General features: G+C 40.8%; 26 protein-coding genes and 1 tRNA gene. 3 read left to right on the forward strand and 24 right to left on the reverse strand.

From position 1 onward, the window contains the following. Nucleotides 1-94: 94 nt before the first annotated feature. The 23 genes from QXI54_07805 to artA form a co-directional block, all read right to left on the reverse strand. On the reverse strand, nt 95-928 hold the full coding sequence (locus QXI54_07805; GenBank protein MEM0303056.1) for an MBL fold metallo-hydrolase: 834 nt from the start codon (nt 926-928) through the stop codon (nt 95-97). Nucleotides 929-981: 53 nt separating this feature from the next. Beyond that, the gene (gene cooS / locus QXI54_07810; GenBank protein ID MEM0303057.1) at nt 982-2,838 is read right to left on the reverse strand and encodes an anaerobic carbon-monoxide dehydrogenase catalytic subunit; all 1,857 of its coding nucleotides are present in this window, start codon (nt 2,836-2,838) and stop codon (nt 982-984) included. A gap of 46 nt (nt 2,839-2,884) precedes the next feature. Next, nucleotides 2,885-3,484: a helix-turn-helix domain-containing protein gene (locus QXI54_07815; protein ID MEM0303058.1), complete on the reverse strand. Its 600-nt coding sequence runs from the start codon at nt 3,482-3,484 to the stop codon at nt 2,885-2,887. A 125-nt stretch (nt 3,485-3,609) separates the two neighbouring features. Continuing rightward, nucleotides 3,610-3,843 (reverse strand): hypothetical protein, encoded by a 234-nt coding sequence (locus QXI54_07820; protein MEM0303059.1) that lies wholly within the window; start codon nt 3,841-3,843, stop codon nt 3,610-3,612. Nucleotides 3,844-4,214: 371 nt separating this feature from the next. Next, a tRNA-Asn gene (locus QXI54_07825) sits at nt 4,215-4,287 on the reverse strand. Between the two features lie 84 nt (nt 4,288-4,371). Continuing rightward, nucleotides 4,372-5,013: a DUF169 domain-containing protein gene (locus QXI54_07830; GenBank protein ID MEM0303060.1), complete on the reverse strand. Its 642-nt coding sequence runs from the start codon at nt 5,011-5,013 to the stop codon at nt 4,372-4,374. 14 nt (nt 5,014-5,027) lie between these two features. Further along, entirely contained in the window at nt 5,028-5,777 is a 750-nt protein-coding gene (locus QXI54_07835) for an ABC transporter ATP-binding protein (GenBank protein MEM0303061.1), read from the reverse strand. Continuing rightward, a complete protein-coding gene (locus tag QXI54_07840; GenBank protein MEM0303062.1) occupies nt 5,764-6,807 on the reverse strand; it encodes an iron ABC transporter permease in 1,044 nt (347 codons plus the stop codon). The genes QXI54_07835 and QXI54_07840 overlap by 14 nt, the downstream gene beginning before the upstream one ends. Continuing rightward, the gene (locus QXI54_07845; GenBank protein MEM0303063.1) at nt 6,791-7,891 is read right to left on the reverse strand and encodes an iron ABC transporter substrate-binding protein; all 1,101 of its coding nucleotides are present in this window, start codon (nt 7,889-7,891) and stop codon (nt 6,791-6,793) included. The genes QXI54_07840 and QXI54_07845 overlap by 17 nt, the downstream gene beginning before the upstream one ends. Next, the gene (locus tag QXI54_07850; GenBank protein ID MEM0303064.1) at nt 7,888-8,550 is read right to left on the reverse strand and encodes an FmdE family protein; all 663 of its coding nucleotides are present in this window, start codon (nt 8,548-8,550) and stop codon (nt 7,888-7,890) included. Before QXI54_07850 ends, QXI54_07845 begins: the two co-directional genes overlap by 4 nt. A 96-nt stretch (nt 8,551-8,646) precedes the next feature. Further along, a complete protein-coding gene (locus QXI54_07855; protein MEM0303065.1) occupies nt 8,647-10,638 on the reverse strand; it encodes a heterodisulfide reductase-related iron-sulfur binding cluster in 1,992 nt (663 codons plus the stop codon). A gap of 2 nt (nt 10,639-10,640) precedes the next feature. Next, the gene (locus tag QXI54_07860) at nt 10,641-11,042 is read right to left on the reverse strand and encodes a hypothetical protein (GenBank protein MEM0303066.1); all 402 of its coding nucleotides are present in this window, start codon (nt 11,040-11,042) and stop codon (nt 10,641-10,643) included. Continuing rightward, nucleotides 11,039-11,410 carry a hypothetical protein gene (locus QXI54_07865; protein ID MEM0303067.1) on the reverse strand — a complete coding sequence of 124 codons (372 nt, stop codon included), beginning with the start codon at nt 11,408-11,410 and terminating at the stop codon, nt 11,039-11,041. Before QXI54_07865 ends, QXI54_07860 begins: the two co-directional genes overlap by 4 nt. 107 nt (nt 11,411-11,517) lie before the next feature. Further along, nucleotides 11,518-13,233 carry a long-chain fatty acid--CoA ligase gene (locus tag QXI54_07870; protein ID MEM0303068.1) on the reverse strand — a complete coding sequence of 572 codons (1,716 nt, stop codon included), beginning with the start codon at nt 13,231-13,233 and terminating at the stop codon, nt 11,518-11,520. Nucleotides 13,234-13,293: 60 nt separating this feature from the next. Beyond that, nucleotides 13,294-15,069, reverse strand: coding sequence for a PAS domain S-box protein (locus QXI54_07875; protein ID MEM0303069.1), 1,776 nt, complete (start codon nt 15,067-15,069; stop codon nt 13,294-13,296). Nucleotides 15,070-15,165: 96 nt separating this feature from the next. Further along, complete coding sequence (gene ilvN / locus QXI54_07880) at nt 15,166-15,651, reverse strand: acetolactate synthase small subunit (protein MEM0303070.1); 486 nt, start codon at nt 15,649-15,651, stop codon at nt 15,166-15,168. Next, nucleotides 15,648-17,312, reverse strand: coding sequence for an acetolactate synthase large subunit (locus QXI54_07885; protein MEM0303071.1), 1,665 nt, complete (start codon nt 17,310-17,312; stop codon nt 15,648-15,650). Before QXI54_07885 ends, ilvN begins: the two co-directional genes overlap by 4 nt. 125 nt (nt 17,313-17,437) lie before the next feature. Next, nucleotides 17,438-18,691: a diaminopimelate decarboxylase gene (lysA, locus tag QXI54_07890; protein ID MEM0303072.1), complete on the reverse strand. Its 1,254-nt coding sequence runs from the start codon at nt 18,689-18,691 to the stop codon at nt 17,438-17,440. Nucleotides 18,692-18,696: 5 nt separating this feature from the next. Further along, on the reverse strand, nt 18,697-19,152 hold the full coding sequence (locus tag QXI54_07895) for a 30S ribosomal protein S15 (GenBank protein MEM0303073.1): 456 nt from the start codon (nt 19,150-19,152) through the stop codon (nt 18,697-18,699). Nucleotides 19,153-19,196: 44 nt separating this feature from the next. After that, nucleotides 19,197-19,523 carry a dihydroneopterin aldolase family protein gene (locus QXI54_07900; protein ID MEM0303074.1) on the reverse strand — a complete coding sequence of 109 codons (327 nt, stop codon included), beginning with the start codon at nt 19,521-19,523 and terminating at the stop codon, nt 19,197-19,199. Beyond that, nucleotides 19,508-20,122: a CDP-diacylglycerol--serine O-phosphatidyltransferase gene (gene pssA / locus QXI54_07905; GenBank protein ID MEM0303075.1), complete on the reverse strand. Its 615-nt coding sequence runs from the start codon at nt 20,120-20,122 to the stop codon at nt 19,508-19,510. Before pssA ends, QXI54_07900 begins: the two co-directional genes overlap by 16 nt. Continuing rightward, nucleotides 20,100-20,687, reverse strand: coding sequence for a phosphatidylserine decarboxylase (locus QXI54_07910; GenBank protein MEM0303076.1), 588 nt, complete (start codon nt 20,685-20,687; stop codon nt 20,100-20,102). Before QXI54_07910 ends, pssA begins: the two co-directional genes overlap by 23 nt. After that, on the reverse strand, nt 20,680-21,435 hold the full coding sequence (gene artA, locus QXI54_07915; protein ID MEM0303077.1) for an archaeosortase A: 756 nt from the start codon (nt 21,433-21,435) through the stop codon (nt 20,680-20,682). Before artA ends, QXI54_07910 begins: the two co-directional genes overlap by 8 nt. A gap of 75 nt (nt 21,436-21,510) precedes the next feature. Between artA and QXI54_07920 the strand changes: the two genes are divergently transcribed. Genes QXI54_07920 through QXI54_07930 form a run of 3 tightly spaced genes read left to right on the forward strand, consistent with a single transcriptional unit; the run spans nt 21,511 to nt 24,417 of the window. Continuing rightward, nucleotides 21,511-22,743 carry an ATP-binding protein gene (locus QXI54_07920; protein MEM0303078.1) on the forward strand — a complete coding sequence of 411 codons (1,233 nt, stop codon included), beginning with the start codon at nt 21,511-21,513 and terminating at the stop codon, nt 22,741-22,743. Beyond that, nucleotides 22,728-23,504 (forward strand): MBL fold metallo-hydrolase, encoded by a 777-nt coding sequence (locus tag QXI54_07925; protein ID MEM0303079.1) that lies wholly within the window; start codon nt 22,728-22,730, stop codon nt 23,502-23,504. Before QXI54_07920 ends, QXI54_07925 begins: the two co-directional genes overlap by 16 nt. Beyond that, nucleotides 23,485-24,417, forward strand: coding sequence for a hydantoinase/oxoprolinase family protein (locus QXI54_07930; protein ID MEM0303080.1), 933 nt, complete (start codon nt 23,485-23,487; stop codon nt 24,415-24,417). The genes QXI54_07925 and QXI54_07930 overlap by 20 nt, the downstream gene beginning before the upstream one ends. Here QXI54_07930 and QXI54_07935 read toward each other — a convergent pair. Next, entirely contained in the window at nt 24,394-24,921 is a 528-nt protein-coding gene (locus tag QXI54_07935; protein ID MEM0303081.1) for a class II aldolase/adducin family protein, read from the reverse strand. The two genes, QXI54_07930 and QXI54_07935, sit on opposite strands and share 24 nt — an antisense overlap. Between the last annotated feature and the right edge of the window lie 67 nt (nt 24,922-24,988).

Below are 24,988 nucleotides of genomic sequence, written 5' to 3' on the forward strand. Positions count from 1 at the left end.
GCAAAGAGAATCGCTGATGCTATTAAAGCCAAGGGCTATGCTGAATTCAAGGAAGCGAGCATCGATGCAGTCAAGAAGCTCTGCGACTACAAGGTTAAGATCCATCCTTATCAGCAGAGGAAAGAGGTTTAAGGTTTAGCTTTTTCAAGTGCTTCTCGATCATAATTTTTTCAAAATTTTTGTAGATCTCCGCTGGTTCTGGAAGCTTTCTGTAAATTATGCCTTTGCCAACGGGATCGATTCCCGACTTTATCGCTTCCATTATTTTTCTTTCCCTTTCGAAGATCTTTTCTCTGTATCTTAAAAGCTTTTCCTGCAAGTCTTCACCTTTTACTGGCTCTCCATGCGATGGAACAGCGATCTCAACGCTTTCAGCAATTTTCAAAAGCTTATCGATCGAGTTCAAAAACTCCTGAACATCGCAGTCTACACAACCATACCAAGGACCAAAAGAAGTAAGATCGATGTCCGCAAGGTAAATGATCTTGCCTTCAATCAGAAAACAACAGTGCCCAGCAGAATGGCCTGGAGTATGAATAACTTCGATCTCTTTATCGCCAATTGTCAAAATCTCTCCATCCTCTACGAATTCATCTACTTTCCGAAATCCAAGTTTTGGATAATAGGCTAAGAAAAGCTTTACAACCTCGCCAAGGGCATATCTTCTCTCAAATTCCTCATAGCTCTCGATTGCCTTAGCGTCGAGTTCGTGAGCATAGATCTTCTTTGCAACCGAATTCATCGAAATATGATCTTCATGCCAGTGCGAGTTTATGATCACTTCTGGCTTTAATTCCCAAGCACTTTCAGCTCCACCGTCGATCAGGCAAAAGTCTTTAATGTAAAGGCAGTTTGCGGACGGATATTTACCCCAATTCTGTCCCACAATCAGAGAAATGCCATCTGATAGCTCAAGATTGTTGATCATTGTTTTGAGTTATCCACTGCTATTTATTTCTTTTTATGGAAAAAAATTGAATCTTAGATCCCCAGTGCCTTTCTCTTGTCTAAGATCACTTTTTCAAGCAGATCTACTGCTTTAGCTGGGTCTTCCTCGACGATCACTTTCCCTCCGGTAAGCTTTTCCACGTCTTCGGTGAGCAATTTTACAACTTTATCACTTCCCGTGATTGGAGGAATCGGGGAAACATGGGTTGCAAGTCCATAGGCTACTGCGAAAACAGCATCTATTGTTGCCTTCTGTTCCATGTATTCTGGAGCCGTAACCGCTACTGGAAGCTGTGAAACGTCAACTCCGAGTTTTTCAGCGAGCAATCTTAACAAATAAGCAGCTCTACCAACATCAGTGCAGGTTCCAAAGCTGAGCACTGGAGGAATCTTTAAGGCTTCGCAAACCGCTTTGAGCTTATCCCCTGCAAGTTCCTTGGCTTCCAAGCTCGTAAGTCCCGCAACCTGCAATGCAGCATTTCCACAGCCCATGGAGAGCACAAGTATGTCTCTCTTTATGAGTTCCTTGGCAATTGCAATTGTGTTCGCATCATGAGGACCATTCTTCAGTGTTGTGCAACTAACCAGCGCGACAACGCCCTTTATTTTTCCGTCCTTTATTGCATTCAAAAGCGTTTCAAAGCCTACGAGCTTTTCTATCGCTTCAATGGAAAAACCAACGACGATTTTTTGCTTTCTATCTATTTTTACCGCTTTACTTTTATCTCTCTTCCTGAAGTTCTCTATAGCAATCTCTATTAGCTTTTTCGCTATTTTCTCAGCCTCTTCAGGCTTATAGTCAAGTCCAACATCGATGCCTCTGAACCTTACAAGCCTGCTCACCGGGACTATTTTCACACCGTATTTTTGATACTCTGGTAAAGAAGGCAGAGCGCAGTTCATATCGGCAGCAAATACATCAACGCAACCTGTTGCAAGAGCAAATTCCTGAACGATCCAGTTACCGACCAATCCAACGAATACAGGGCTACTAATGCGTTGTAAAATTTCCTGCCCAGTTTCTATAAAACCTATGATTCGCAAACCCTTTGCACCCGCTTTTCTTGCCATTTCTTGCACTTCTTCCCTTTCCGCAAGTTTTATCAATGCCATTCCAACAAATGGCTCATGCCCATCAACTGCAATGTTCACGTAGTCTGCTTCGAGAATTCCAAGGTCTGCAAAGCTTTCATGTGGCATTGGAGTGCCAAAAAGGATGTCCTGAACCATTTCCAGCACAAACTGCGCAGCGATGCATGTTGTTATACTCATCGACATGCTTTTCTTGGCCAATGAAACGTAATTTGAGTCCACGTTGGTCATTGCTGAAGTTCCAACAGTTAAAAGCTCTCCAAAAATTCCCTCAGGAATAATTTCAAGACTTTTCCAGACTTCTTTTCTCTTCTCTGGAGCAATAATTTCCACAAGTCTGCTTTTATCTGCAGAGCTAAGATCCGCAATTGCAAAATCCGCTAATCTTATTGCGATTTCTTTAATATCGCTACCATCAATTCCAAGCAGATTAGCAAGCCATCTAAGCTTTTCAGGCTCTTTAATTTCAAATGGTGTTTTTCCTTCCGCTGTAGCCTTTAGCGTTTTCAAAGCTTCGATTGCATGATAGGTATAAGCTTCTGTGCCTAACATGTTTTTATGGACGAAGTTTCTCATCACCATTCCTGCAGCATCTATTCCGCAAGCTCCATACGGGTTCTTTTCGCTTATTCTGCAAGGTCCCATGCTACAAAGCTGACAGCTTAGGCCACGAGTGCAGAATGGACAGCGAGTCTTTTCCTGCTCGTTAAATCTGTCCACGACATTTGTAGTCTCGTTCTTCACTTTTTCATACATCTGGTTTATGCTTTCGTGGTAACTTGGTTTTTCGAGTTTCATGGGGTAAATACAAAATGAAAGAACATAACATTTTTCCCGAAATTCTTCACTCGAAGAACTTTTGCAGGATCTTCTTTTGTCCCCTCCTTATGATCTCCGAAAGCGTTGAAGGAGCCATTCCTAATTGCTTTGCAAGCTCTTCAAGCCTTATCTTCTTTGGATAATCGAAGAATCCTTTTTGAAGGGCAATTTTGAGAATTTCCTCTTCTCTCAGCGTAATTGTTTCCTCAGACTCAAGCCTACCTTTATAAATGATCTCGTATTCAATTTCAGCACTTTCAAGAGCTTCCATGAGCTTCAAAAAGCTTTCATCATCGCATACGATACTCCAGATAAGTCTTGAATCTCCAACTCGCAATTTTGTTATTAATGCGCCTGATCTAAGGAAAACGGGAACTATTAAGCATGGGTGTTCCTTCAAAAGGACTTTTGCTGTATTTTTCGAAATTTTAAAACCAATACATAATTCAGGGAGTTTTTGTATCAAATTCTCTGCATTTTCAGCTTTCATTCTCAAAATTGCCTTGACGGAGTCGTCAAGATTAGCCAAAGTCTCCACGCTTATTTCAAAAGACTTAGCCAATTCTTTTATTCCAACAAGCGCACACTCCGCCATTAATGGTGTTTGTATTTCAATTTTCAGCATCCATAACGATTTCTCGGCTACCATTAAATAGCTTTTGGGTTAGTAAAAGTCTTGACGATAAAATCTAAAAAAGCTTTATCGCCTGGTGTAGCCTTTAGTCGCTATAAATTAGCCTGCAAAAGATTTCATGTGAAATAAAACAAAACAAAAATATTATCACATTTTAAAAATAAAAAATTTACTTCTTCTCCGCTTGTGTTTGAGCCTGTTTTCCAGGCTCGGCCTTCTTTTCCTCCTTCTTTTCCTTCTTCTTTGCCATAATAATAGGTCGAGCCTCGATATTTAAAATTTTCCATTAAAAAGCCAAATATGCCTTTTTTAGGTAAACCGAAATTGGATTTTTTGATTTTAACCGGCAAATAATCGGAGTATATACTTAAAAAATGTCCAGGGCTTCAGAATATAGATGATGAAGCAAAAATTGATTCTCTCTTGTCTATTAAAATTTTGCAAAAGCTCTAAGTTTCGTATCGAGATGAACAGAATTTAAACTACTGAAACTGAGTTTGAAAATGTGTAATTCGATTCTATTTTTCGTTCAGGATGCAGTTTATATCTGAATCGCTTTTCGCCTTGCCATTAATAAAGAGTCATGAGGAAAAAGCGAGGCAAAAATTATCCATTGTAGATATTTTCTCAATTCTGTTTTTTACAGGTAGCTTTCGTTGAGCAGTTTGTAAAAAGTGTAAAATACGAATTTCAGCCAGCATTTGGATTTTTTCAAAAAATACGCCGCCGGCAGGGTTCGAACCTGCGACCATGCGGTTAACAGCCGCACGCTCCACCAGCTGAGCTACGGCGGCTCACTCGGATATAGCCCATGAGGGCTTAAGAGATTTTCGGATTGACACGATATAAAAAATTAACCAAGTTTGAATACTTGTGGATTACTCAAGCAGTTTGAACTGGGCTTCTATCTCCCTATAACTCTTTGGAAATCTTGGTGTGAAGAAAAGGAACGGACTTGGAGGATATCCTACATTCGCCCCTTTTCCAGCTTTCTCGAGACCTTCAAGTATTCTGTCTATCCAGCTGTAGGGCATTGCAAAAATCATTTCGCTTTCATCAAGACCCGAGAATACTCGGTCTCCAGCACCGGGAACCGCTATTGCAACTTCGCCATTGATTGCGGGTATCAATGCTTCTGCACATGAAGTCATCTTTGCCGTGAGTTCTGCGGTGACTTTTCCGCCAAAGAACGTTTTTGCCTGAATTAACCTCCCTATCTGTTCTGGTTTACCAAATATCAAAATCACATCTGGTTTTTCCTTCATTTTTGTCATGTCTCCAAAGGCGAAGGACTTGTATTTCCCTTCTGGAAGACACTTTACATCAAAATCGCAATTTAAATCCTTTAACCAGTTAGCCCCAACAAGTATTTCTTTTGGATCCTTCCCAGTTGCGATTCCGTAAATCAGCATTGAAGGTGGGCAAGCAAAGTCTTCCACTGTAAGCAAAACCGTCCTTCCATTATATCGGGCAGAAAGATTTTGTTTTGATTCTTTAAAATATTTGCGAATTGGGTTCAGGACTCAAAATTAATTCACATCTCTGGAATGAACAAAATTCTCCCGTCGTATTTGAGGATTTCTGCTTTTATTCCGTAAACCGCGCTTATTATATCCTCGTTGATCACGTCTCTTCCCCCGAATGCGAATATCTTCCCATCCTTAAGAACAAGAACTTTTTCAGCGTAATTAAGAGCAAGATTAATGTCATGCACCGTTACGATTGCAGAAATGCCCTTATCTTTCACAGCGGTTTTGACCAATCTCATGACTTCTATCTGGTTTTTAATGTCAAGGTTGTTTGTTGGCTCATCAAGGAGCAAATACCTTGGCTGTTGTGCAAGAGCCCTTGCTATCAAAACAAGCTGTAGTTCTCCACCGCTTAGCTCGTTGAGTTTTCTTAGAGCTAAATGCTCAATTTTTAGCATTTTTATTGTTTCTTCTACAATCTTAACGTCCTTTTCGCTTACTTCCCATTTTATGTGGGGCTTTCTTCCGAGTAAAATTGCATCAAAGACCGTAAGAAAACTTATTTCTCCTCTCTGAGGAACATAGCCCATTTTTTTCGCAATTTCCAGTGGATTTAGCTTGTTTAAATTAATTTTTTCAACATAAACTGAACCTTTTGGCTTTAAAATCCCATTCAGGCACTTCAGAAGTGTTGTTTTACCGCTACCATTTGGACCAATTATGAAAAGCATTTCCCCTCTTTCAAGCGAGAAAGCGATATCTTTTAGCACATCTCTTTTTCCATAGGAATAAGTTAGGCTTTCAACTTCTAACACTTTTACCACCCCTCAAAAGCAGGTATATGAACATAGGAGCCCCAACGATCGAGGTTATAATTCCGACTGGGATTATCACAGGGGAGATCACGGTTCTTCCAACCGTATCGGATGCAAGAAGAACTAAAGCTCCAACAAGTGCAGTCGAAGGGATCAAAAACCTGTAATCTCCACCAATCGTTAGTCTTACGATGTGCGGAGCCACTAAACCGATGAAGCCTATGATTCCAGTAAAAGAAACGCAAACAGCGGTCAAGAATGAAGAAAGGAGCATTCCTTCAAGCCTTATTCTTTGCGGTTTAACCCCAAGCGAGATTGCAGTTTCGTCGCCAGCAAGCAACGAGTTGTAGTCCCATCTGCGATAGAAGAAGTAAATGAAGCAAATTACAAAGACCGCAATTATAAGGTAGATCTCAATCCATCTCGCCCTCGCTACATCGCCGAAAGTCCAGAAAACGATCGAGGCAACTTGCACATCGGTGGCGAAGTATTGAATAAGCATGACTCCCGCTTGGAACAAAGCGGACATTGCAACGCCTGCAAGAACTATTGCCTCAGGACTCAAATCGCGAAGTTTTGCAAGAGCTAAGATCACGAATGCGCTAATTAGAGAGCCAGAAAATGCGAATATTGGCACAACGTAGGGATTGAAGATCGTTAAAGCCTCGCCAACCCTGTGCATCTGTCCTGCGCCGAAGTAGACTATGGCTATCGCAGCCCCAAAAGCTGCTCCCTGCGATATTCCGAGTGTGAAGGGCGAGGCGAGCGGATTTTTGAGAATGCACTGCATCACCGCCCCCGCTATTGCGAGGCTTGCACCAACAAAAATCGCAGTAATGATCCTTGGAATTCGAACATTCCACAAGACTGGATTTCCATCTAAAATTGCTCTGAATAGCTCTGCAATTGACATTTGATAAGCTCCGAGTCCAAGAGCGATTGCGGAGAGCAAAATAAGGAGAAGAATAAGAAAAATTCCGAAAGAAATCCTTTTCCAAATTAACCTTTTGTATTCACCAGCTACCGACATCTATAGCCCCAAGCTCTCCGTATTTTGCTGAGATCTGCTCGTAAACGGGTTTGCCAACAAAGAATTCGTATATTTCATTTGCTTTCTTCTTTATATCCACGTCAGCAAATTTCTCTGGATAAAGCACTTTTCCAACCCAGTAACTGTTAACTAAAGCCTGCTCCACGTTTGTGTTGTAGAAGTTGAAGGAGTAAATGCCGTAAACTTTGCCATTTTTGAATGCATCCAGCGACTGGTAGAAGCTCTTGTCTTTTGTATAATCTTCTTTAACGAGGAAAAGATTGCCAAGATCCAAGAATATGACTTCGGGCTGTTCTTTCAACAAGAACTCCTTGTCAATGAAAACGTGTGCAGTCATGTTAACCTTGCAAGCAATGTTCTCACTTGTTATGTTGTTCACTTCAAACGGTGGAAATCTGCAGGTCGTTGAAGTTATGCCATGCTGTCCTTTAAAACCAAGAGCTCCAACATATACTTTTGATGGCTTTTCAGAATCCTTAGCTCTGCTTTCAAGATCTTTAACAACGTTTTCAATGAACACTATGACCTCTTCAGCTCTCTTCTCCTTTCCAAGAACTTTACCCATAACTCTGATCGACTCAAAGAGCTGGGTTGTGCGGAAATTGCCGAGAGTGCCGTAATCAACTACTACAACAGGAATTCCCGTTTTTTCCTGCAGATTGTCTGCATAGCGAGCATTAACTGTTGCAAAGATCACATCTGGTTTTAACTTCATGATCTCCTCAACGTTTGGCTGTGGATCGTCAGGCCCGCCAACACCAATCGTTGGCAGTTCTGCGAGCTGTGGATTTGCAAGCCTGTATGGGCGGGTATAGACTTCCCAGGTCTTTTCTGCATTTTCAACCCCAATCACTTTGTCGACCGCCTGCAGATAGACCACCAATCTTAGAGCTCCTGGACCTATGGCAACAACTTTGCTCACATTTTTTGGCACTTCAACCGTTCTTCCAGCGGGGTCAACCACAGTGATCTTTTTCTCCTCTATCGCCTTTTGATCCTGCTGAACGCATCCAAACATCAACGAACATAACAAAATCAGAGACAGGATTAGCAACTTCTTCATACCACTTCACCCATTTTTCCATTTTCAAACTTTACAATACCTCTACCAACAACCGCATAATAATCTCCAGCGCATTTAAGGCAGAGACCATCCCTAACCCTTGTTGCCATTGCATTTTCTCCGCAATTTTTGCATCTCCTATTCTCAAAAATAGGAGCTCTCTCAATTGGTTCAACTTTAACTCTTTCAATCTTAAACTCCTCTTTTGGGATTTCAAGCATTTTCCAGCCAATTCGCTCCCAGAGAGTAGAAAGCTTTTTGTAATCCTCCACGCTACCCTGCCTTTTCACTATGACTTTTTCAAAAAGTTCCAGAGCTTCTTTGTCGAAGTATTTCTCTCTAATCTTTTCAGCGTCAACGTAAATTCTCACGCCATTCCAGTCGCTTCTCCTCACGAGCGTTAGGGCATTCTTGCCAAGATCTAAGTAGATCAGGCTGTTATTACCGAGAGTGCAACCTGTTGCTACTTGAACACCATCTGTTAGACAGTTGTTGCATTCAACGATCGCAAGAATTTCTTCGCCAATTGTCGCATCCTCGTCTCTCTGGATTCCAAGCTCATCCATTGCAATTGTTGAAATTCTTACACCTACAGCAAGAAAGGGACAAATATGTCCATGAAAATCTTTTGCTTTTGTTAACAATTTTGCTAAATCCATGACAGGTGTTGATGTTGGTGTTATTTAAGTTTTCCTTTTTGTTATCAAAAGCTGAAATCATTGACAAAGTTAATTTTAAAAGATAAAAAATAGAATTTACTGACCGTATGCTGATTCGTAAACAAGTTCAATTACGTCAAGGACTGTGATCTTCTGTTCGAGCTTCTCGCTCTTTACTCCGTCTTCAAGCATTATCATGCAGAATGGGCAGGCTACAGCGAGAATTTCTGCTCCAGTTTCTGCAGCCTCCCTTGCTCTAAGGTTGTTTGGTCTGAATTGCCCGGGATATTCTCTAACAAGGTTTCCACCACCAGCACCACAGCAAAAGCTTCTGTTTCTGTTTCTTGGCATTTCAACAAGCTTCAGTCCAGGAATAGACTTGAGAATTTCTCTTGGTAGTTCGTAAAGCCCATTGTATCTTCCAAGATAGCATGGATCGTGGAAGGTGACCGTTTTGTTTATCGGCTTCTTGAGCTTTAGCCTACCATCTTTTATCGCCTCATAGATAACTTCAAGTATAAACTTAACATCGTAGCCCTCGTATTCGTTCTTAAGCGTGTTAAAGCAATGAGGAGAAGTTGCGATTATTCTCTTGACTCCAAACTTCTCAAACTGTCCGACGTTTTCTTCTTTGAGTAGCTGGAATAATCCCTCCTCACCAACCCTGCGAACATCGTTTCCACAGCACCCTTCGTCTCTGCCAAGGATTGCATAGTTAACACCGATGTCCTTCAGGATCTTAGCAAGCTTCGCTGTCACTGGAATATTCCTGTTATCAAAGCTATGAGCGCAGCCAACGAACCAAAGCCACTCAAACTCCGGATTATCCTTCACGGTCGGCACAGGAACTTCTGACTTCTTCACCCACTGGTCTCTCTTGAACTTCCCTTCACCCCAGGGATTCTTCTGCTTCTGTATGTTCGTCAGGAAATCTCTCACATCGGGCGGGGTTTCTCCGCTTTCAATAACACCCCTGCGCATCTCGATGATTATATCCATCTGCTCCACGTACACTGGACACATTTCCATACATGCTCTGCAAGTCGTGCATGCCCAGATTGCATGCATATCTAATACGTTGTCCAGTAATAGTGGTTCTTCAGCTTCGCCGCCATCTTCTTCGAGCACGACATCGTATGGCTTTCCAATGGGCAACTCATCCTTCAGAATTTTGTCAATGTGCCTTATATTCTGCACGAGGAACATTGGTGAGAGTGAAGTCTTTGAGTTAAATGCTGGACAGTTGTCCTGGCATCTTCCACAACGCATGCATGCAAGGCTTGCAAGCAGATCCCTCCTCGTGAGATCTGACCTCTTAACCATTCCCACGTAGTCTTCTGTTTGCGGTGTTGGTCTTAGGACTCCTGGCTTTCTTTCAGTTTTCGTGAATATCGCAACCGGAGCGGCGAGAATGTGCATCAATTTTGTGTATGGTATTAGAGCCAGAATTGCGAGTATAAGAACGGCATGAGCAAACCATAGAACATTCACGATAATTTCGATGGGTACTCCGAATTTGAGGCCAATAACTGGAATTCTAAAAACAAAGTCTTGGGCAAATCGGAAGTATTCTTTAAGAGCAATTCCAAAAATCGCTGCAAAGATTAGTATCAGTAGGACCAGGTTGTCATCGGTTGCATTATCATACTTTCTTGCAAATCTCGAAGGCTTCAGGATGTATCGATTTACCGCCATGTATAGCACGCCTAAAAAGAACAGAAGTGCTGAAAGGGTCATTGAATACTTAAAGAGCTCGTATCCACTTATTGAGAAGCCAAACGCCTGGTAGTTTGCTCTGAATATGTCCGGAATTATTGCCACGATCAATAGAACAAAGATGTCTATGAAGAGAATGATAAATCCCCACAGAACCAGAAAGTGTCCAACACCCATTTTTTTCTCTCGTTTCATCAGCCTGATCAAAAGAAACGCATCGACAATTACGTATTTTAACCTTCTAAGTTTATTGTTTGTTCTTGGCTCAGAACTTGGACGGCCACTATTTACGAAGTCTATTTTTTCTTTCATTCCCTTTGCGAAGATTATCAGAGCGATTACGAGCAGAACATAGTAAATAAATTCAAGCATCTTCACTCACCTCCAAAGATGTTTGCATCTTTGTGTATTACGTTCACATCCTCAGTATGGCAATTCTTGCAGTCTCCCTGATGCTCTGTTACAATAGCATGACAATTCGCACATGAAGCGCTGAGCCCTTCTGTTGTGGGTATCCTCATATCGCTCGGCATTGAATGGCAAAGAATCGTGAATGGGTTCCCTTTATGACAGTCCTGACAGCTTGCATCTTTTGATGAATGAAGGGCATGCAGATCGCCGTGGCATTCAGCACACTTTGTCCAAGTAGAGAGGTGGGCGGTATAAACATCCGCATGGCTGTGGCAGGTATCGCATGTGTGAACACTCTGCTGCGCGTTTATCGGTGCAAAAAAGATTGCAAGGCTTAAAATGAAAATTAGAGCGAACTTCTTCATGTTCTCACCTCATGCTCAATGTATTCTTTCAAATACTTGCTGTGCCTTTCAACCATTGTTTTGTGACAGACTTCGCATTTGTCAGGCATGTGGTTTGCAAGCAGCGAAGAGTCGTGGCAAAGAGTGCAGGTTGCATTAAATGCATTATCCCATATCCAGCCCTCTAGATTCTTGTGGCTCGGGAGAATCTCATTTCCATGGCATTCTTTACAGCTTGTAACGTTTGAGTAGTGTTTGACGTATTTCCATGGTTCCTCATGGCATTGGCAGTTGTAAACAATGTTTCTTTCAAGATTGAGTGTTGCCTTTTGCTCTACGCACCCCAGCATAAGTAATGCCAAGATAGGAACCAGTATCGTCCACCTCATTCTTTCACCTTTTTTCTTCTAACTCCCGTTATACCCCAAGCTATAAATTTTTCTCAATTTGACTGTCTTCGTCTCTTTGTTTGTGAAACCGGATTGAAAATTTTTGTTCAGACTCTTCCTGCCTTTTTCGTTTCTTCCTCCTTTAGAACTCTTCTAAGGATCTTTCCTACAGCAGATTTTGGCAATTCGTCACGGAATTCGATAATTCTTGGAATTTTATATGCTGCAAGTCTTTCTCTGCAGAATTTCGTTATCTCTTCAGCGCTGACTTTCCCCTTAAACTCGGGTTTAAGGACTATGAACGCCTTGACGGTCTCTCCTCTATAAGGATCTGGCACACCAATCACAGCTGCTTCAAGCACAGCGGGATGCTCATAGAGAACTTCTTCAACCTCCCTTGGATATATGTTGTATCCGCCTGCTATGATCATATCCTTCTTCCTCTCAACAATGTAAAAGTATCCGTCTTCATCCATCTTTGCCATGTCTCCAGTGAGCAACCAGCCATTTACAAGGACTTTTGCAGTCTCGCTCTCCATTTTCCAGTATCCTTTCATAACCTGTGGTCCGTAGATTGCAAGTTCACCTACTTGACCCGGTGCCAGAACATTCCCTTCATCATCAACGACCACTGCAAGTGTATCAGGTAGCGGAATTCCAATACTCCCAGCCTTGTTCAGTCCATATACCGGATTCGCATGCGTGACTGGAGATGTTTCGCTTAAGCCGTAGCCCTCTACAAGTTTGCCACCAACTGCACTTTCAAAGTTTTTCTTCAACTCTATCGGCAATGGCGCTGCACCGCTTATACAGGCTCTTATTGAAGAGAGATCAAATTTGTCTCTTTCGGGGTAGTTCAGAACTGCTGCATACATTGTGGGGACCCCACAAAATATCGTAACTTTGTATTTTTGTATAAACTTTAGAATCGTCTTTATATCTCTGGGATCTGGAACTAGCACAATTGTTGCACCAAATGCAATCGGAGCATTTAGCGATGTGGTCATTCCGTAGCTATGGAAGTATGGTAATACTCCTATGTATACATCCCTTTCCGAATCCTTGTCGGGTAACCATTCGAGTACTTGGTAAGTGTTTGCAACGAGATTGAAATGAGTGCTCATAACTGCCTTCGGAACTCCGGTAGTTCCGCCTGTGTATAAGAAAACTGCCACGTCCTCTTTTGGATCAATTGGAGGCTTCTCTCTAAGGGGTCTATGCTTTTCAACTTCTTTCCAAAAAGAAACTTCCCCCCTTTTTGGAATTTTCACCCTCTCCTTTTTGAAGAAATAAAGATAGTTGAGAGGGAAGGGTAAAAAATCCTCGACTTTACATATCACAACCTTCTTTAACTTCCCCTCGTTCAAAATTTTTTCAATTCTCGGATATATCGGCTCAAAAAAGAAACCGGCTTCAGATTCGCTATTCTCTATGATATACCTAATCTCTCTTTCGGTATATAGCGGATTGCACTGCACAACTGTTGCTCCAGCCTTTAAAATCCCGTAGTAAGCGATCACGTATTGGGGAAGATTTGGTAGATCGATGATTACTTTGCTACCCTTTCTTATTCCTTGGTCATAGAGAAACCCAGCAACTCTGTCAGATAGCTCATTTAACTCCCCATAAGTAATCTTTCTGCCATAAAATATAAGGGCATGTTTGTAAGGGTTCTTTTTTGCACTTTCTTCGAGCAAAGAATAAAGCGGGATTTCAGGATAGTCTATATGATCGCGAACCCCTTTGTCATAGTGCTTGACCCATATCTTCTCCACGTCTTCAGGTCTGAGTTCCATTATTGTTTTTCCCGCGCTTCCGGGCATGATAAATTATAAGGTTCAAAAAGATAAATATTTTTCCAAAGTCGCTTGAAAAAGAGAAAATTAGTTTATATTATTTGAGTTCGCTCCAGCCACGCTTTTCTTGAGTTCCTCAGATTTAATCCATGAAACATCGAGTTCGCGCATCACTTTTAGAATTCTTTCAGCCTGCTGAAACACTCTCTCTCTAACTCTCTCATCCTCGATCAGCATATCCACGTAAGCGAGCATGACCGCTAAGGGATTTCGTATTCCATCCACAAGATAAGCTATTGTGTGAATGTTTTCAACCAACCTCTTATATAGTTCCTCTTTTCGTTTATCATCTTCAATGGATTTAAAGACAAATGCGAGACTTTCTGCCAGACCTTTGAGAATTTTTATCTCCTCTTCTCCAGCAGTTTTTACGCACAGATAACCATAGGTTTTGTTTGCATATGTTATGGGGAAACATAAACCTTCTGGAGTATCCGAAATCTTTGCTGAATACCCTGAGAGAATCTCCTCAACTTTGGCGATTAACATTTCGGGATCTTTGATCTTGTTTATCGCTTCATGAACTTCGATTACTTCTCTTAAAAGCTCGTTTAACTTTAATATCTCCGTAATTTCCTGAGAGATTATTAAGCAGTGCTTTTTACCTTCCAGTTCTATTGGTATATACTGGTTGAAAAAAAATCTGTTTTCTCGCTCATCTTGAAAAACAACCATTTTGTTTTCCTCAATTGCCATTTTTAGATATGAACTTCTCCTCTCAGCAACTTCTCTTGGAAAAAGATCATAATGGCTTTTTCCAACCGGATTCATACCTATACTCCTAATCATTGCCTGATTAGCCTCAATGAATATGCCGTCTTCGTTTAAAAGCGCAATAAGAGCCGGAGAATTCTCAAATATCTTTCTATATCTCTCCTCGCTCTCTCTAAGCTTCTTTTCGAGCCTGATTCTTTCGGTTATGTCTCTATAATTGCTTATAAAACCCACGACCTTTCCCTTTTCCCACAATAACCTAATATTGCCCTCTACTACAATTTTTCTACCATCTTTTCGCTTAACTTCGAATACAAGGCCCCTCAGGTCTTTTCTTTCCCTGAAGGCCAGATTATAGCTCCTAAATATCTCCTCAGCAACATTTTTTTCAAGTCTGAGGACTTCTGCAAAATTTCTGCCTTTTACTTCCTCGTTTGTGTATCCAAATGCGAATTCAAAAGCTTGGTTAACCTCCACAAAATTTCCCCTTAGATCTGTTACAACTATGATGTCGAACGAATAATCAAAGAATTCCTTGTACTTTCTACTGCTTTCTTCCAACTTTTTTTCAATTCTTTTCTTTTCCGTCACATCTCTGAGAATGAGCAAAATCGCAGGTTTTCCTTTAAATCTTATAAAAGTGGGATTTGTTTCCACCCATACTTCTCTACCGTCTGGCAATATGAAAAGCTCTTCAGCAGGTTCGACTTTCTCACCATTGAGAACTTTTTGCATTCGCTCAAATGCCAGAGATCGGTAATCAGGGTGTATATAACTTGCTAAATTCAATTTTAAACCTTCTTGCCCTATGTAGCTTATAGCCTTCGGATTAGCATATAGAATTTTCTGTGTATCGTGTATAACTACTGGCTCAGGGAGTCGATCGACTATAGTCTTAAAAAGTTCAAACTCAGAGATAAAGTCCTCTACTTTGGCAGGTATTTCGGTTCTTTCAACCTTCTCACCCAATAAAAATACGAATTTGCAGCGTTTTTTAGCTTCGCTCAAAACTTCAGGATCTTGGCTATCTATTATCGCAATATCACACTCCTTAACGTCATCTTTATTCCTAATTACTACTATTCTCACAATAATAATTATTTCTAAGCTTTAAAAAGCTTTCTACCTTGGAATAAAAGAGCGTCTATTTTCGCTAATTTGGTCTAAAATTTTAAATAAATTGTTTTACTTGCCATTTTTCCCTCCTCTCACCATTGCTACCTTTCCGGTCCTTGCCACTTCTTTTATTCCGTATGCTCTCATGAGGTCTATAAAAGCATTGATTTTGTCCTCGTCACCGGTTATCTCTATGATGAAGCTGTCTCTCGCAACGTCAACTATTCTTGCCCTGAAAATATTTGCCAGTTCTATTATTTCCCCTCTTTTCTCTGGTGGTGAGTTCACTCTTATCAGGCAGAGTTCCCTTTCTACTGCATCTTTGCTAACATCACTGACTTTGATCACTTCTATTAGCTTATTTAACTGCTTTGTAACCTGTTCAAGAACTTTTTCGTCGCCTTTAACAACAATGGTCATCCTCGATAAATCTTCCCGTTCAGTTGTCCCTACTGTAAGGCTTTCTATATTAAAACCTCTTCTTCTAAAAAGTGATGCAACTCTTGCTAATACGCCAGGCTTGTTCTCCACGAGAACTGCGATGGTATACTTCATACCTCCACCTCAATTATATCCTTTAAACCTTTCCCGGGTGGGACCATTGGGAGAACGTTCGCCTTAAAGTCAACTCTAAAGTCTACCACAACCGGAACATCGTAGTTTTCTTTAACGAGTTTGAATGCATCTTCCACTTCGCTTGGCTTTTCAACAGTAATCCCAATTGCACCAAAGCCTTTTGCTATTTTTTCGAAGCTCATTTTTTCACAGCCTATGCATGTTGCGGAGTATCTTTCCTTGTAGAACAACTGTTGCCATTGTCTGACCATTCCAAGATAACCATTATTTAAAATGAAAACCTTTACCGGTATTTTGTAATGCACACAGGTTGCAAGTTCCTGAATATTCATCAAAAAGCTTCCATCTCCAGCGATATCTATAACTTCTTTATCAGGACACGCAACCTTTGCACCCATTGCAGCAGGGAAACCAAAGCCCATTGTCCCCAGACCGCCACTGCTGATAAACTGTCTCGGATACTTCACCTTAAAGAACTGGGCCGCCCACATCTGGTTCTGACCGACTTCTGTGGTGATTATCGCATCTGGAAAGAACTCACAAGCCTTCTCAACGACAAATTGCGGTTTAAAACCATCCTTTTCGTATTTAAGTGGATATTTCTCTCTCCATTCCTTCACTTTGTCCCCCCACTCCTTTCGTTGTTTATACTCGATCATCTTTTTTAGCTGGCTTAGGATTCTCTTTGCATCGCCAACGATTGGCACGTCGACTCGAATATTTTTGCCAATTTCTGCCGGGTCTATATCTATGTGGATTATCTTCGCATTTGGAGCAAACAATGAAGCATTTCCAGTAGTTCGATCACTGAATCGACAGCCAACAGCTATAATGAGGTCGCTCTCGCTTAAAGCGTAATTTGCATACTTTGAGCCATGCATTCCTACAAAGCCTAAACAAAGGGGGTGGTATTCGCTAATAGCCCCTTTACCCATCAAAGTTGTCACAACAAATGCAGGAATTCCTTCAGCAAGCTCTGTAAGCTCTTTTTGTGCATTTGAAATTCTAACCCCTCCTCCTGCAAGTATTATTGGTCTTTCTGCTTTCATTATAAGCTCTACTGCTCTCTTAATTTGCATTGGATGACCTTCGTATTTCGGCTTATAACCCATCAAATCGATTTTGCTTGGATATTCAAATTCGATGTCTGCTTGCGAAACATCTTTCGGGATGTCGACAAGCACAGGACCAGGACGACCGGTTGAGGCTATATGAAAAGCTTCTTTCACTATTCTAAGCAAGCTTTTTGGATCTGTCACTAAGTAATTGTGTTTGGTTATTGGCATCGTTATACCAGTTATATCTGCTTCTTGGAAAGCATCGTTTCCTATAAGGTGTCTGGCTACCTGCCCTGTAAAGACAACAAGTGGCGAGGAGTCCATGTAAGCATTTGCAATCCCCGTTACAGTATTCGTTGCTCCAGGGCCAGAAGTTGCGAAAACAACTCCAACCTTCCCGCTTGCTCTTGCATAGCCATCTGCGGCATGTGTCGCCCCCTGTTCATGTCTCGTGGTTATGTGCCTTATGTTTGAGTCATAGAGAGCATCGTAGATCTCGAGTATCGCTCCCCCTGGTATGCCAAAGATGACCTCAACACCCTCCTTTTCAAGAGCCTTGATAAAGGCATCGGCAGCACGCATAAGCCCACCTCAGAGTAGCTTTAAAAAAGGACTACAGATACCAATACCCGCAAATTATTGTAGTAATCCATTGGCAACCCGTAGCTTAGTCGGTTTAAATATTTTTGCTTTTTTGGAATAATTACTCAAATCCACTCCGGAATTCTCTGCTTAGCCACGAGATCTCCAAAAGTTTCGGCTTCCCTTATTAAGGCGGTTTTACTGCCACTCACAAGAACCTCTGCACACCTTGGGCGACCGTTGTATTGACTACTCATCGCAAATCCATATGCACCAGCATCGAGAATTGCAATCAAATCGCCTTTCTCTACCTTTGGAAGCTTGCGATCTCTTGCAAGCACGTCTCCACTTTCACATATTGGGCCAACAATTGTGTAAATCTCTTCTTCTCCACTTTCCTTATTTGCGACAAGAACGCGATGATAGGAACCATACATTGCGGGGCGGATGAGAAGATTAAAGCCTGCATCAACCGCTACAAAATTCTTGTAGCCTTTTTTGACTGCATTAACTCTTGTGAGAAGTATCGTGGTGTTTCCAACTATGCTTCTTCCGGGTTCAAGCCAGAGCTTTGGTTTTGATCGAAGATTGACGCAGATTTTGTCAAAAACAGGTAGCAAATCTTTAGCAAGATCTAAAGGTGTGATCACACCTTTTCCTTCGTAGTCAATTCCGAGACCCCCACCAATATCGATGAATTCAAGTTCAACTCCGATTTGCTCGATCTCTCTGGCAATTTTTCCTATCTTTTGCATTGCAGAAACAAATGGTGAAGTTTCGATAATTTGACTGCCTATATGGCAGTGAATTCCTATTGGGACAACATTCTTCATGCTCAGAGCCATTTCATATGCCTTCACAGCCTGTTCCTCTGGAATCCCGAACTTTGACTCCTTTAGTCCTGTTGCGATCTTTGGATGCGTTTTTGGATCGATATCAGGATTTATGCGAAATGTAATCTCAACTTCTTTTCCTTCTGCTTCTGCAATTTTCTGAATTGTTTTTAGTTCATCGTAGCTGTCTACACTGAATTTTACGCCTGCCTGAACACCCATCTCTATTTCTGCATCGCTCTTTGAATTTCCATTAAATAGAATCTTTTTTCTATCAAATCCAGCTAATATAGCCAAATAAAGCTCCCCAGCACTGAAAACATCTGCTCCAAATCCATTTGATGCTATTATTTTCATTATTGCTAAGTTGTTGTTAGCCTTCACAGCATAAAGCTTCTCGGCATCTGGAAATGCCTCCTTGTAGGCTTCAATATTCTTCTCAAGTTGTGTCTTTGATGTTATGTAAACCGGTGTGCCATACTTTTCTGCAATCTCGACTAAGGATACACCTTCAATAAAAAGAACCCCATTATTTCGGCTCAACATAAAAATTAAGATAGTTCTACACGCAGTTTTTCTGGATCGTATGACCAATCTGCCGGAAGAACACCTATTTCCTTGTAATAACTTGAAAGTCTCCAAATTTTAGCTTCGATAAGCTGTAAGCCCCTTCTGTTGTGCAGATCCTTCTTATGCGACTCCAAATGTTTTCTGAGTCTCAGGGCCTTTTTTATTAGTGCTTTTAGATCTTCGGGGTATTTCATGCTTATTCCGTTTTCTTTAAGGATGTCAACGAGTTTCTTGCCTGTTATCTGCCTTACTGAAGGTATCCCGTATCTATCTCTTAGAACCATTCCAATTTTTGACGGTTCTAAGCCTTCATTGTATAATTCTAATATTTTCTTGATTACCTCCTCTTTTGACATTTCTACCCATTCTGGGGGAGCATTCCTGTAAACCTTCTTCGATCCAGACTTTCCCCTTCTGCTTTTATGCATCCTTGCCATCTCGACACCTTAAAAGCCAAACATTTCATGGAATTTAAAATTTTTCATAGGAGCCTCATCAATGGATAACGTAAGCTCTCGTCCCATTCGAGCACAGCTTCAACTCTTTCACCTTCAAATTCCACAACAACTCTCGCTCTAAGCATATCAGGTGATAGAGAGGTGTATCCAAACTGGGAGACATTTTTCAACTTTTTTCTGTCTATGCTTACTTTTGCTTCGATTACATACGGTTGTAACTTTAAACAGCTTTCCATAGCTCTTTCAAGAATCTCTGCATTTTTTTCAGAAACTGGAGCTCCTATAAACTGGTGAAATAGCGCACCAAGTTTTATTCCAGCTTCAAAGCTTGCAATTATTTTCTTTTCCATAGCTTACTCACCGGATAAAGACCATATATAACAACGCAGAGTAAAAGTAGATAACAGAACTCTATATAAAAAATTCCAAGTATTAAAATAGCTCCCGGAAGTAGAAGGTGGTGCCCCCTTAATTTTGGATAATTCAGATCGGAAATCATCATTATAGACAAAATAATGGCGGAGAGAGCTATAACTTCAAAAGGTTGCTGAAGTCGCAATAGCGATGTAACTGCGATCGCACTAACGCTTGTTGGTATACCCAGAAATCCATCCAGACTCAGAACATTGAATCTCGCAAGTCTTAGGATTGAGAAAGCCAAGAAAAGAGAGGAAAATGCAAAAAGAGATATATTTTGAACGATCATTGCAACAGAGGGGAAAACACCGAACGAAATGGCGTCTGCAAGTGAATCGAGTTCTCTGCCAATTTTACTTTTTTCGGTTTTTGAAGCTACCCATCCATCGAGTCCATCGGCGATCAATGCAAGATAAAAAAGAGTGAAGCTTTTTTCATAGTCATGGATTGCATAAACTATCGCCGAAAAGCCGAAAAGAGCGTTTAAAACGCTCATTGAGTCTGCGAGACTAACTTCTCTGAATATTCTCATTCTTTACCGCCACCGTTTCTCCTGCCTTTACTTTATCCCCCATCTTTTTAACAAATACGTAATTTTGAGGAACTTCCAGAACAACTCGAGAGCCAAAACGGATTATCCCAATCCTGTCACCTTTTTTCAAATTTTCACCCTCTTTAACATAACAAACTATCCTTCTGGCGAATATACCCGCTATCTGAATTACTTTAAAGACTCCATCTTCTGCTTCTATGAGAATTTCGTTCATTCTTGGGTCTTTTATTCTCCAAAAAGCCGGTAAAACTCTTCCTTCTTGGAATTTAACTTTTAAAACCTTGCCATCTATCGGAGCTCTGTTGACATGACAATCAAATGGAGACATGAATATCTCAAGTCTGTTTCCGGCAATATAGTCAATCTTTCCGTCTGCAGGAGATACAACTCCATCTCCGATTTTTCTTTCTGGATCTCTGAAAAAGTATGCGGTGAAAATTGCAAAAGACAGCATTAGAATGGCTATTGGGAGGGAGATAAATAAGAATAAAATAAAGAGAATCACGAAGGAGCAAAATATCTTGAATCCTCCTTTTTCAATCAACTCTAACCCCCCTTGCAATCTCGTATTTCAGGGAATAAATGAGTTCCGTAAGTTCGGGCAGAATGCGGAATACAACATAGGCTATTGCTAAAAGCGCTATGAAGGACAGAATCTTGGCAATTACGTGGTGTGCGATATAAAAGCTATCTTCTCCGAAGATTGAGTATGCAAAGCTTACAATTACAAATACGTTTCTAAAGAGATTCAGGCTGTAGATTATTGGCACAGATAATAGAAAAGCTTTTAGCTTTCTTTTTATGTTGGCACTAATGCCAAGCGTTGCCCCTGCAAATAGGGCCATGCTTTCTATTGCAGTGCATGGGAGTATGATTTCGACTGAACAGCTGTTCAGTTCAACAACTTTTCCATTCGCATTCATCGGATAGCCAAGAATTTTTCCGATTTCTGCTGTTAGAAGGGCAGTTGAATCGATAATTGTTGAATTAAGCTGTGGAATGAATACAAATGGAAAATAAAAGATGCAGGCCAAAGCAGAAAAAGATGTTACTTCTACAAAAGTCCTTGAATTTCGAGAAAGAATCGATTTTGCCATAAAAACAAAAAAGACGGCTCCAAGCAAAAATATAACGAAATTAACGTAATCTTTACTGTTAAAAAACTCCAGAGATTTTGTTATACAAGCCATGCTAAAAATAGACCATGCCAGCGTGCCAATTAAGGTGTTTTTTTTCAAAACATATATCAACATCGGGATTATGCTAACCGATGCTATGATTTCCGATAACATTGCTTAGGTTTTTCCTTGGGAGATTTTTTAAACTTTGCCAAAAATTTTAAAAATCTTGGTTCCAGATAACTTAGGATGGAAAACATAAGGTTGGTTGAACTCTTGTTAACTGCAGAGATATTCAACCGATTCGAGAATTTGAGTGAGAGCGATATCCCCAAAGATATTCGAAAGGCGCTTTACAGCAAAGGAATGCTCAAGAGGCCAATTGTTGTAAAAGAAGATAACGTGCTGAGGTATTCGGGTAAGATTTCGAATGATCTGCCATTCATTGATTTTAATCCAATGACAAAACAGTTCAAAATAACTTCCTTTGACTTAGCAATTAAATGGTTTGCTACAAAAGGTTTAGAGTTGATAAAACGGAATCCGGTGCTTGCATACTACTATGAAAACTTTGATTCGCTTGACGTTTCTTACGAAGATGCAAAGAGAGTAAACCCACCTGCTCATGGCGACAAGGAATGGCTATCAAATGTTGTTGCAGAGCTAACAAAGAACGATGAGACGAGAGAAATGCTTGATCTTGTAAGAATATTCTCGCCAGAAGAAATAACAGTTGATTTTGATTCAATTGCGCTAAGTGAGGAACAGCTCGAAGAGGTCAGAAAGATCGAGATTGCAATTGGCGAGAAAGAATATCTTAAAAAAATTGGGCTCGTAGATATAGGCAAGATACTCTTCATAGGTCCTCCTGGCACGGGAAAGACTACAACTGCAAGAGCTCTAAGTAAGAGGTTATATCTACCTCTGCTTGAAGTGAAGCTTTCGATGATCACCAGCCAATATCTGGGCGAGACCTCAAAGAACATCGAAAAAGTATTTGAGATAGCGAAAAGACTTAGCCCCTGCATACTGTTTATCGATGAATTCGATTACGTTGCAAAAATGAGAACGAGCGATGAACATGCAGCTATAAAAAGAGCCGTAAACACTTTGCTAAAAGCAATTGATGACATAAACCTCGTTAACGACGGTGTTCTGTTAATTGCTGCCACAAACCATCCTTCAATCCTTGATCTTGCAGTCTGGAGAAGATTCGACAAAATTCTCGAATTTCCAGAGCCAGAGGAAAAAATCAGAAAAAGGATATTCGAAATATTTCTCGAAAAAATTGAGGGTGAGTTTAACATAGACGAGCTCGTTAAAGAGACTGCAGGATTCACAGGGGCAGATATAAAGCTTGTGGTGAGGGAGGCAGTGCTTAAAGCTTTGCTTGAGGGCAGAAAACGCTTGTCGCAGGACGATCTTATATCCGCAATAAATGAGATAAAGAGCAGATTCAAAATAAGATGTCAGGAACCATGATAATCAAACTTCTTGGCACTGGAGACTCGCCTGGAACTCCTGTGTTAAATTGTCACTGTAAAACCTGTGAGGATGCAAGAAGAAACGGATGGGAAAGAAAAAGATTTTCGATTTTAATTAAAAATGCTGGAAAAATAATTCTAATTGATACGTCTCCCGATCTTAGAAGGCAGTTACTTGAGAACAGAATCGAGAGAGTCGATGCAGTATTATGGACGCATCCTCACTTCGATCACTTTGGTGGCTTTAGTGAATTCTATAGGGTCCAGGGGGATATTGATGTGTATACAACTCCACAGATTCATGAAAGCATTGGGAAATATCTTCATTTTCTGAGCTACAAGAGAAGAGAAGTCGACGTGTATGAAAAATTTTCAATTTCAAACCTCACGTTTACGCTCTTTCCTGTAAACCACCCCCCAGTGGATGCGGTGGGCGTAAAAATTGAATGGAATGGCTACAGAATTGTTATAACAGGAGATACAAACATAGAAATACCTGAGACCAGTATTGCGGAAATGCATAAACCCGATTTGTTTATAGTAGACTCAATCGCTCCAAGCGGTAAGTTTAAGAAGCACATGAATGCCAAAGAGGCTTTGTCTCTGGCGGAGAGGGTTGAGGCGAAAAAAGTTGTTCTAACCCATATGGGGCACTTCTTTCCCCCTCCAAAGATCGCTGTTCGTTACTATCCTGTGGGTGAAGATTATCAGGAGTTCACTTTTGGAGAGGGAACGCTCAATGAATTCATTGGGGATTGACATAGGCGGAGCAAACCTAAAAGTTACGAACGGCCAAGAGAACAAAATTATCTATTTTCCAATGTGGAAAAAAGCTCCAGAATTGGGAAATAAGCTAAAAGAGATTGCAAATCATTTTGGAGCAGAAAAAGCCGGGGTTGTAATTACTGCAGAACTTGCGGACGTATTCAAGAGCAAAAAAGAGGGTGTGGGGTTTATTGCGAAAAAATGTTATGAAGTATTCAGAGAAGTCTATTTTTTAGATATAGATGGACACCTTACAAAGGAGATTGAAGATCCCCTGAAGTTTTGTGCCAGTAACTGGATGGCTTCAGTTACTTTTTTATTGGCGGAGGGATACAGGGACTTTCTGTTTGTAGACATGGGTTCGACGACGACAGATCTTATTCCAGTAAAAGACAGAGTAATGTCTGCAAAAACCGACTTTGAACGACTGAAGAGAAGGGAACTAATCTACATCGGAGTTCTGAGAACTCCTGTATTTTATGTTCTAAGACGCTTTAAAGGAGTGGAACTCTGCCCAGAATTCTTTGCCATAACCGCAGATGTTTTTCGAATAACTGGAGAGATCGATGAGGAAGACTACAACTGCGATACTCCGGATTCTGCTGGAAAAGGAGTAACGGATTGTATGCGAAGACTTGCGAGAACCGTTTGTTGCGATCTTGAAGAGCTTGGCGAAGAAAACGTAAAATTGTTGGCTTTAATGACAAGGAAAACAATAATAAAGATCCTTGGGGAAGAAATTAGATCGAAAGTGTTGCAATATGGATTAAAAAGAGTTTTGGCATGTGGTATTGGTGAGTTTTTAGTAGAGCATGCGTTTGATTGCACAAAACTATCTAAAATTTACGGAGAAGCTTCAAAGCTTTTTCCAGCTTTTGCGATGTTAAAGCTTGTCGAGAAGACTTAAATAGTATAGAATCTCGCATGAATGTTCTGCGTAGCACGCTTTGTTGAAAGCTTCTGCCAAGTTTTTTCCTGCAGAGTAAATGCCATGGGCTTTGGCAATTATCACTCCATTATTTTTAATCCTCTCTGCAATGGCTTCCGCATATTCGGGTGTTCCGAATTCAATATCTACAACATTTAGTTCTTTCAAGAATAGCTTTCCTTCCAAGTCTAAGGGGGATATTTTGTCTTTTATAATACTTAAAACTACATTAAAAACACCATGGCAGTGGATAACAGCGTTGTAGTCTGTTGTCTTATAAATCATGGCATGCACCAACCGATCTCTCGAGGCAGAGGGATGAGTTATTTCAACGAATGAATTCTCATCCAAAGCTCCAAGATTTGCTCCTGACTTTGTGATCATTATTTTTGACCCTTCACGAAAGCTGAGATTCCCGCTTGCTCCATCAACCAGCTTAGATTGAAATAGCATCTTTCCTATCGCTATCGCATCTTGGATCATACTGGTAAATCGGCGAAATCTTTAAAAACCTTTTTTTCTACCATTATTAGTGCCCGAGTGGGCTATT

The organism is Archaeoglobaceae archaeon (assembly GCA_038734275.1).
GTDB lineage: Archaea > Halobacteriota > Archaeoglobi > Archaeoglobales > Archaeoglobaceae > WYZ-LMO2.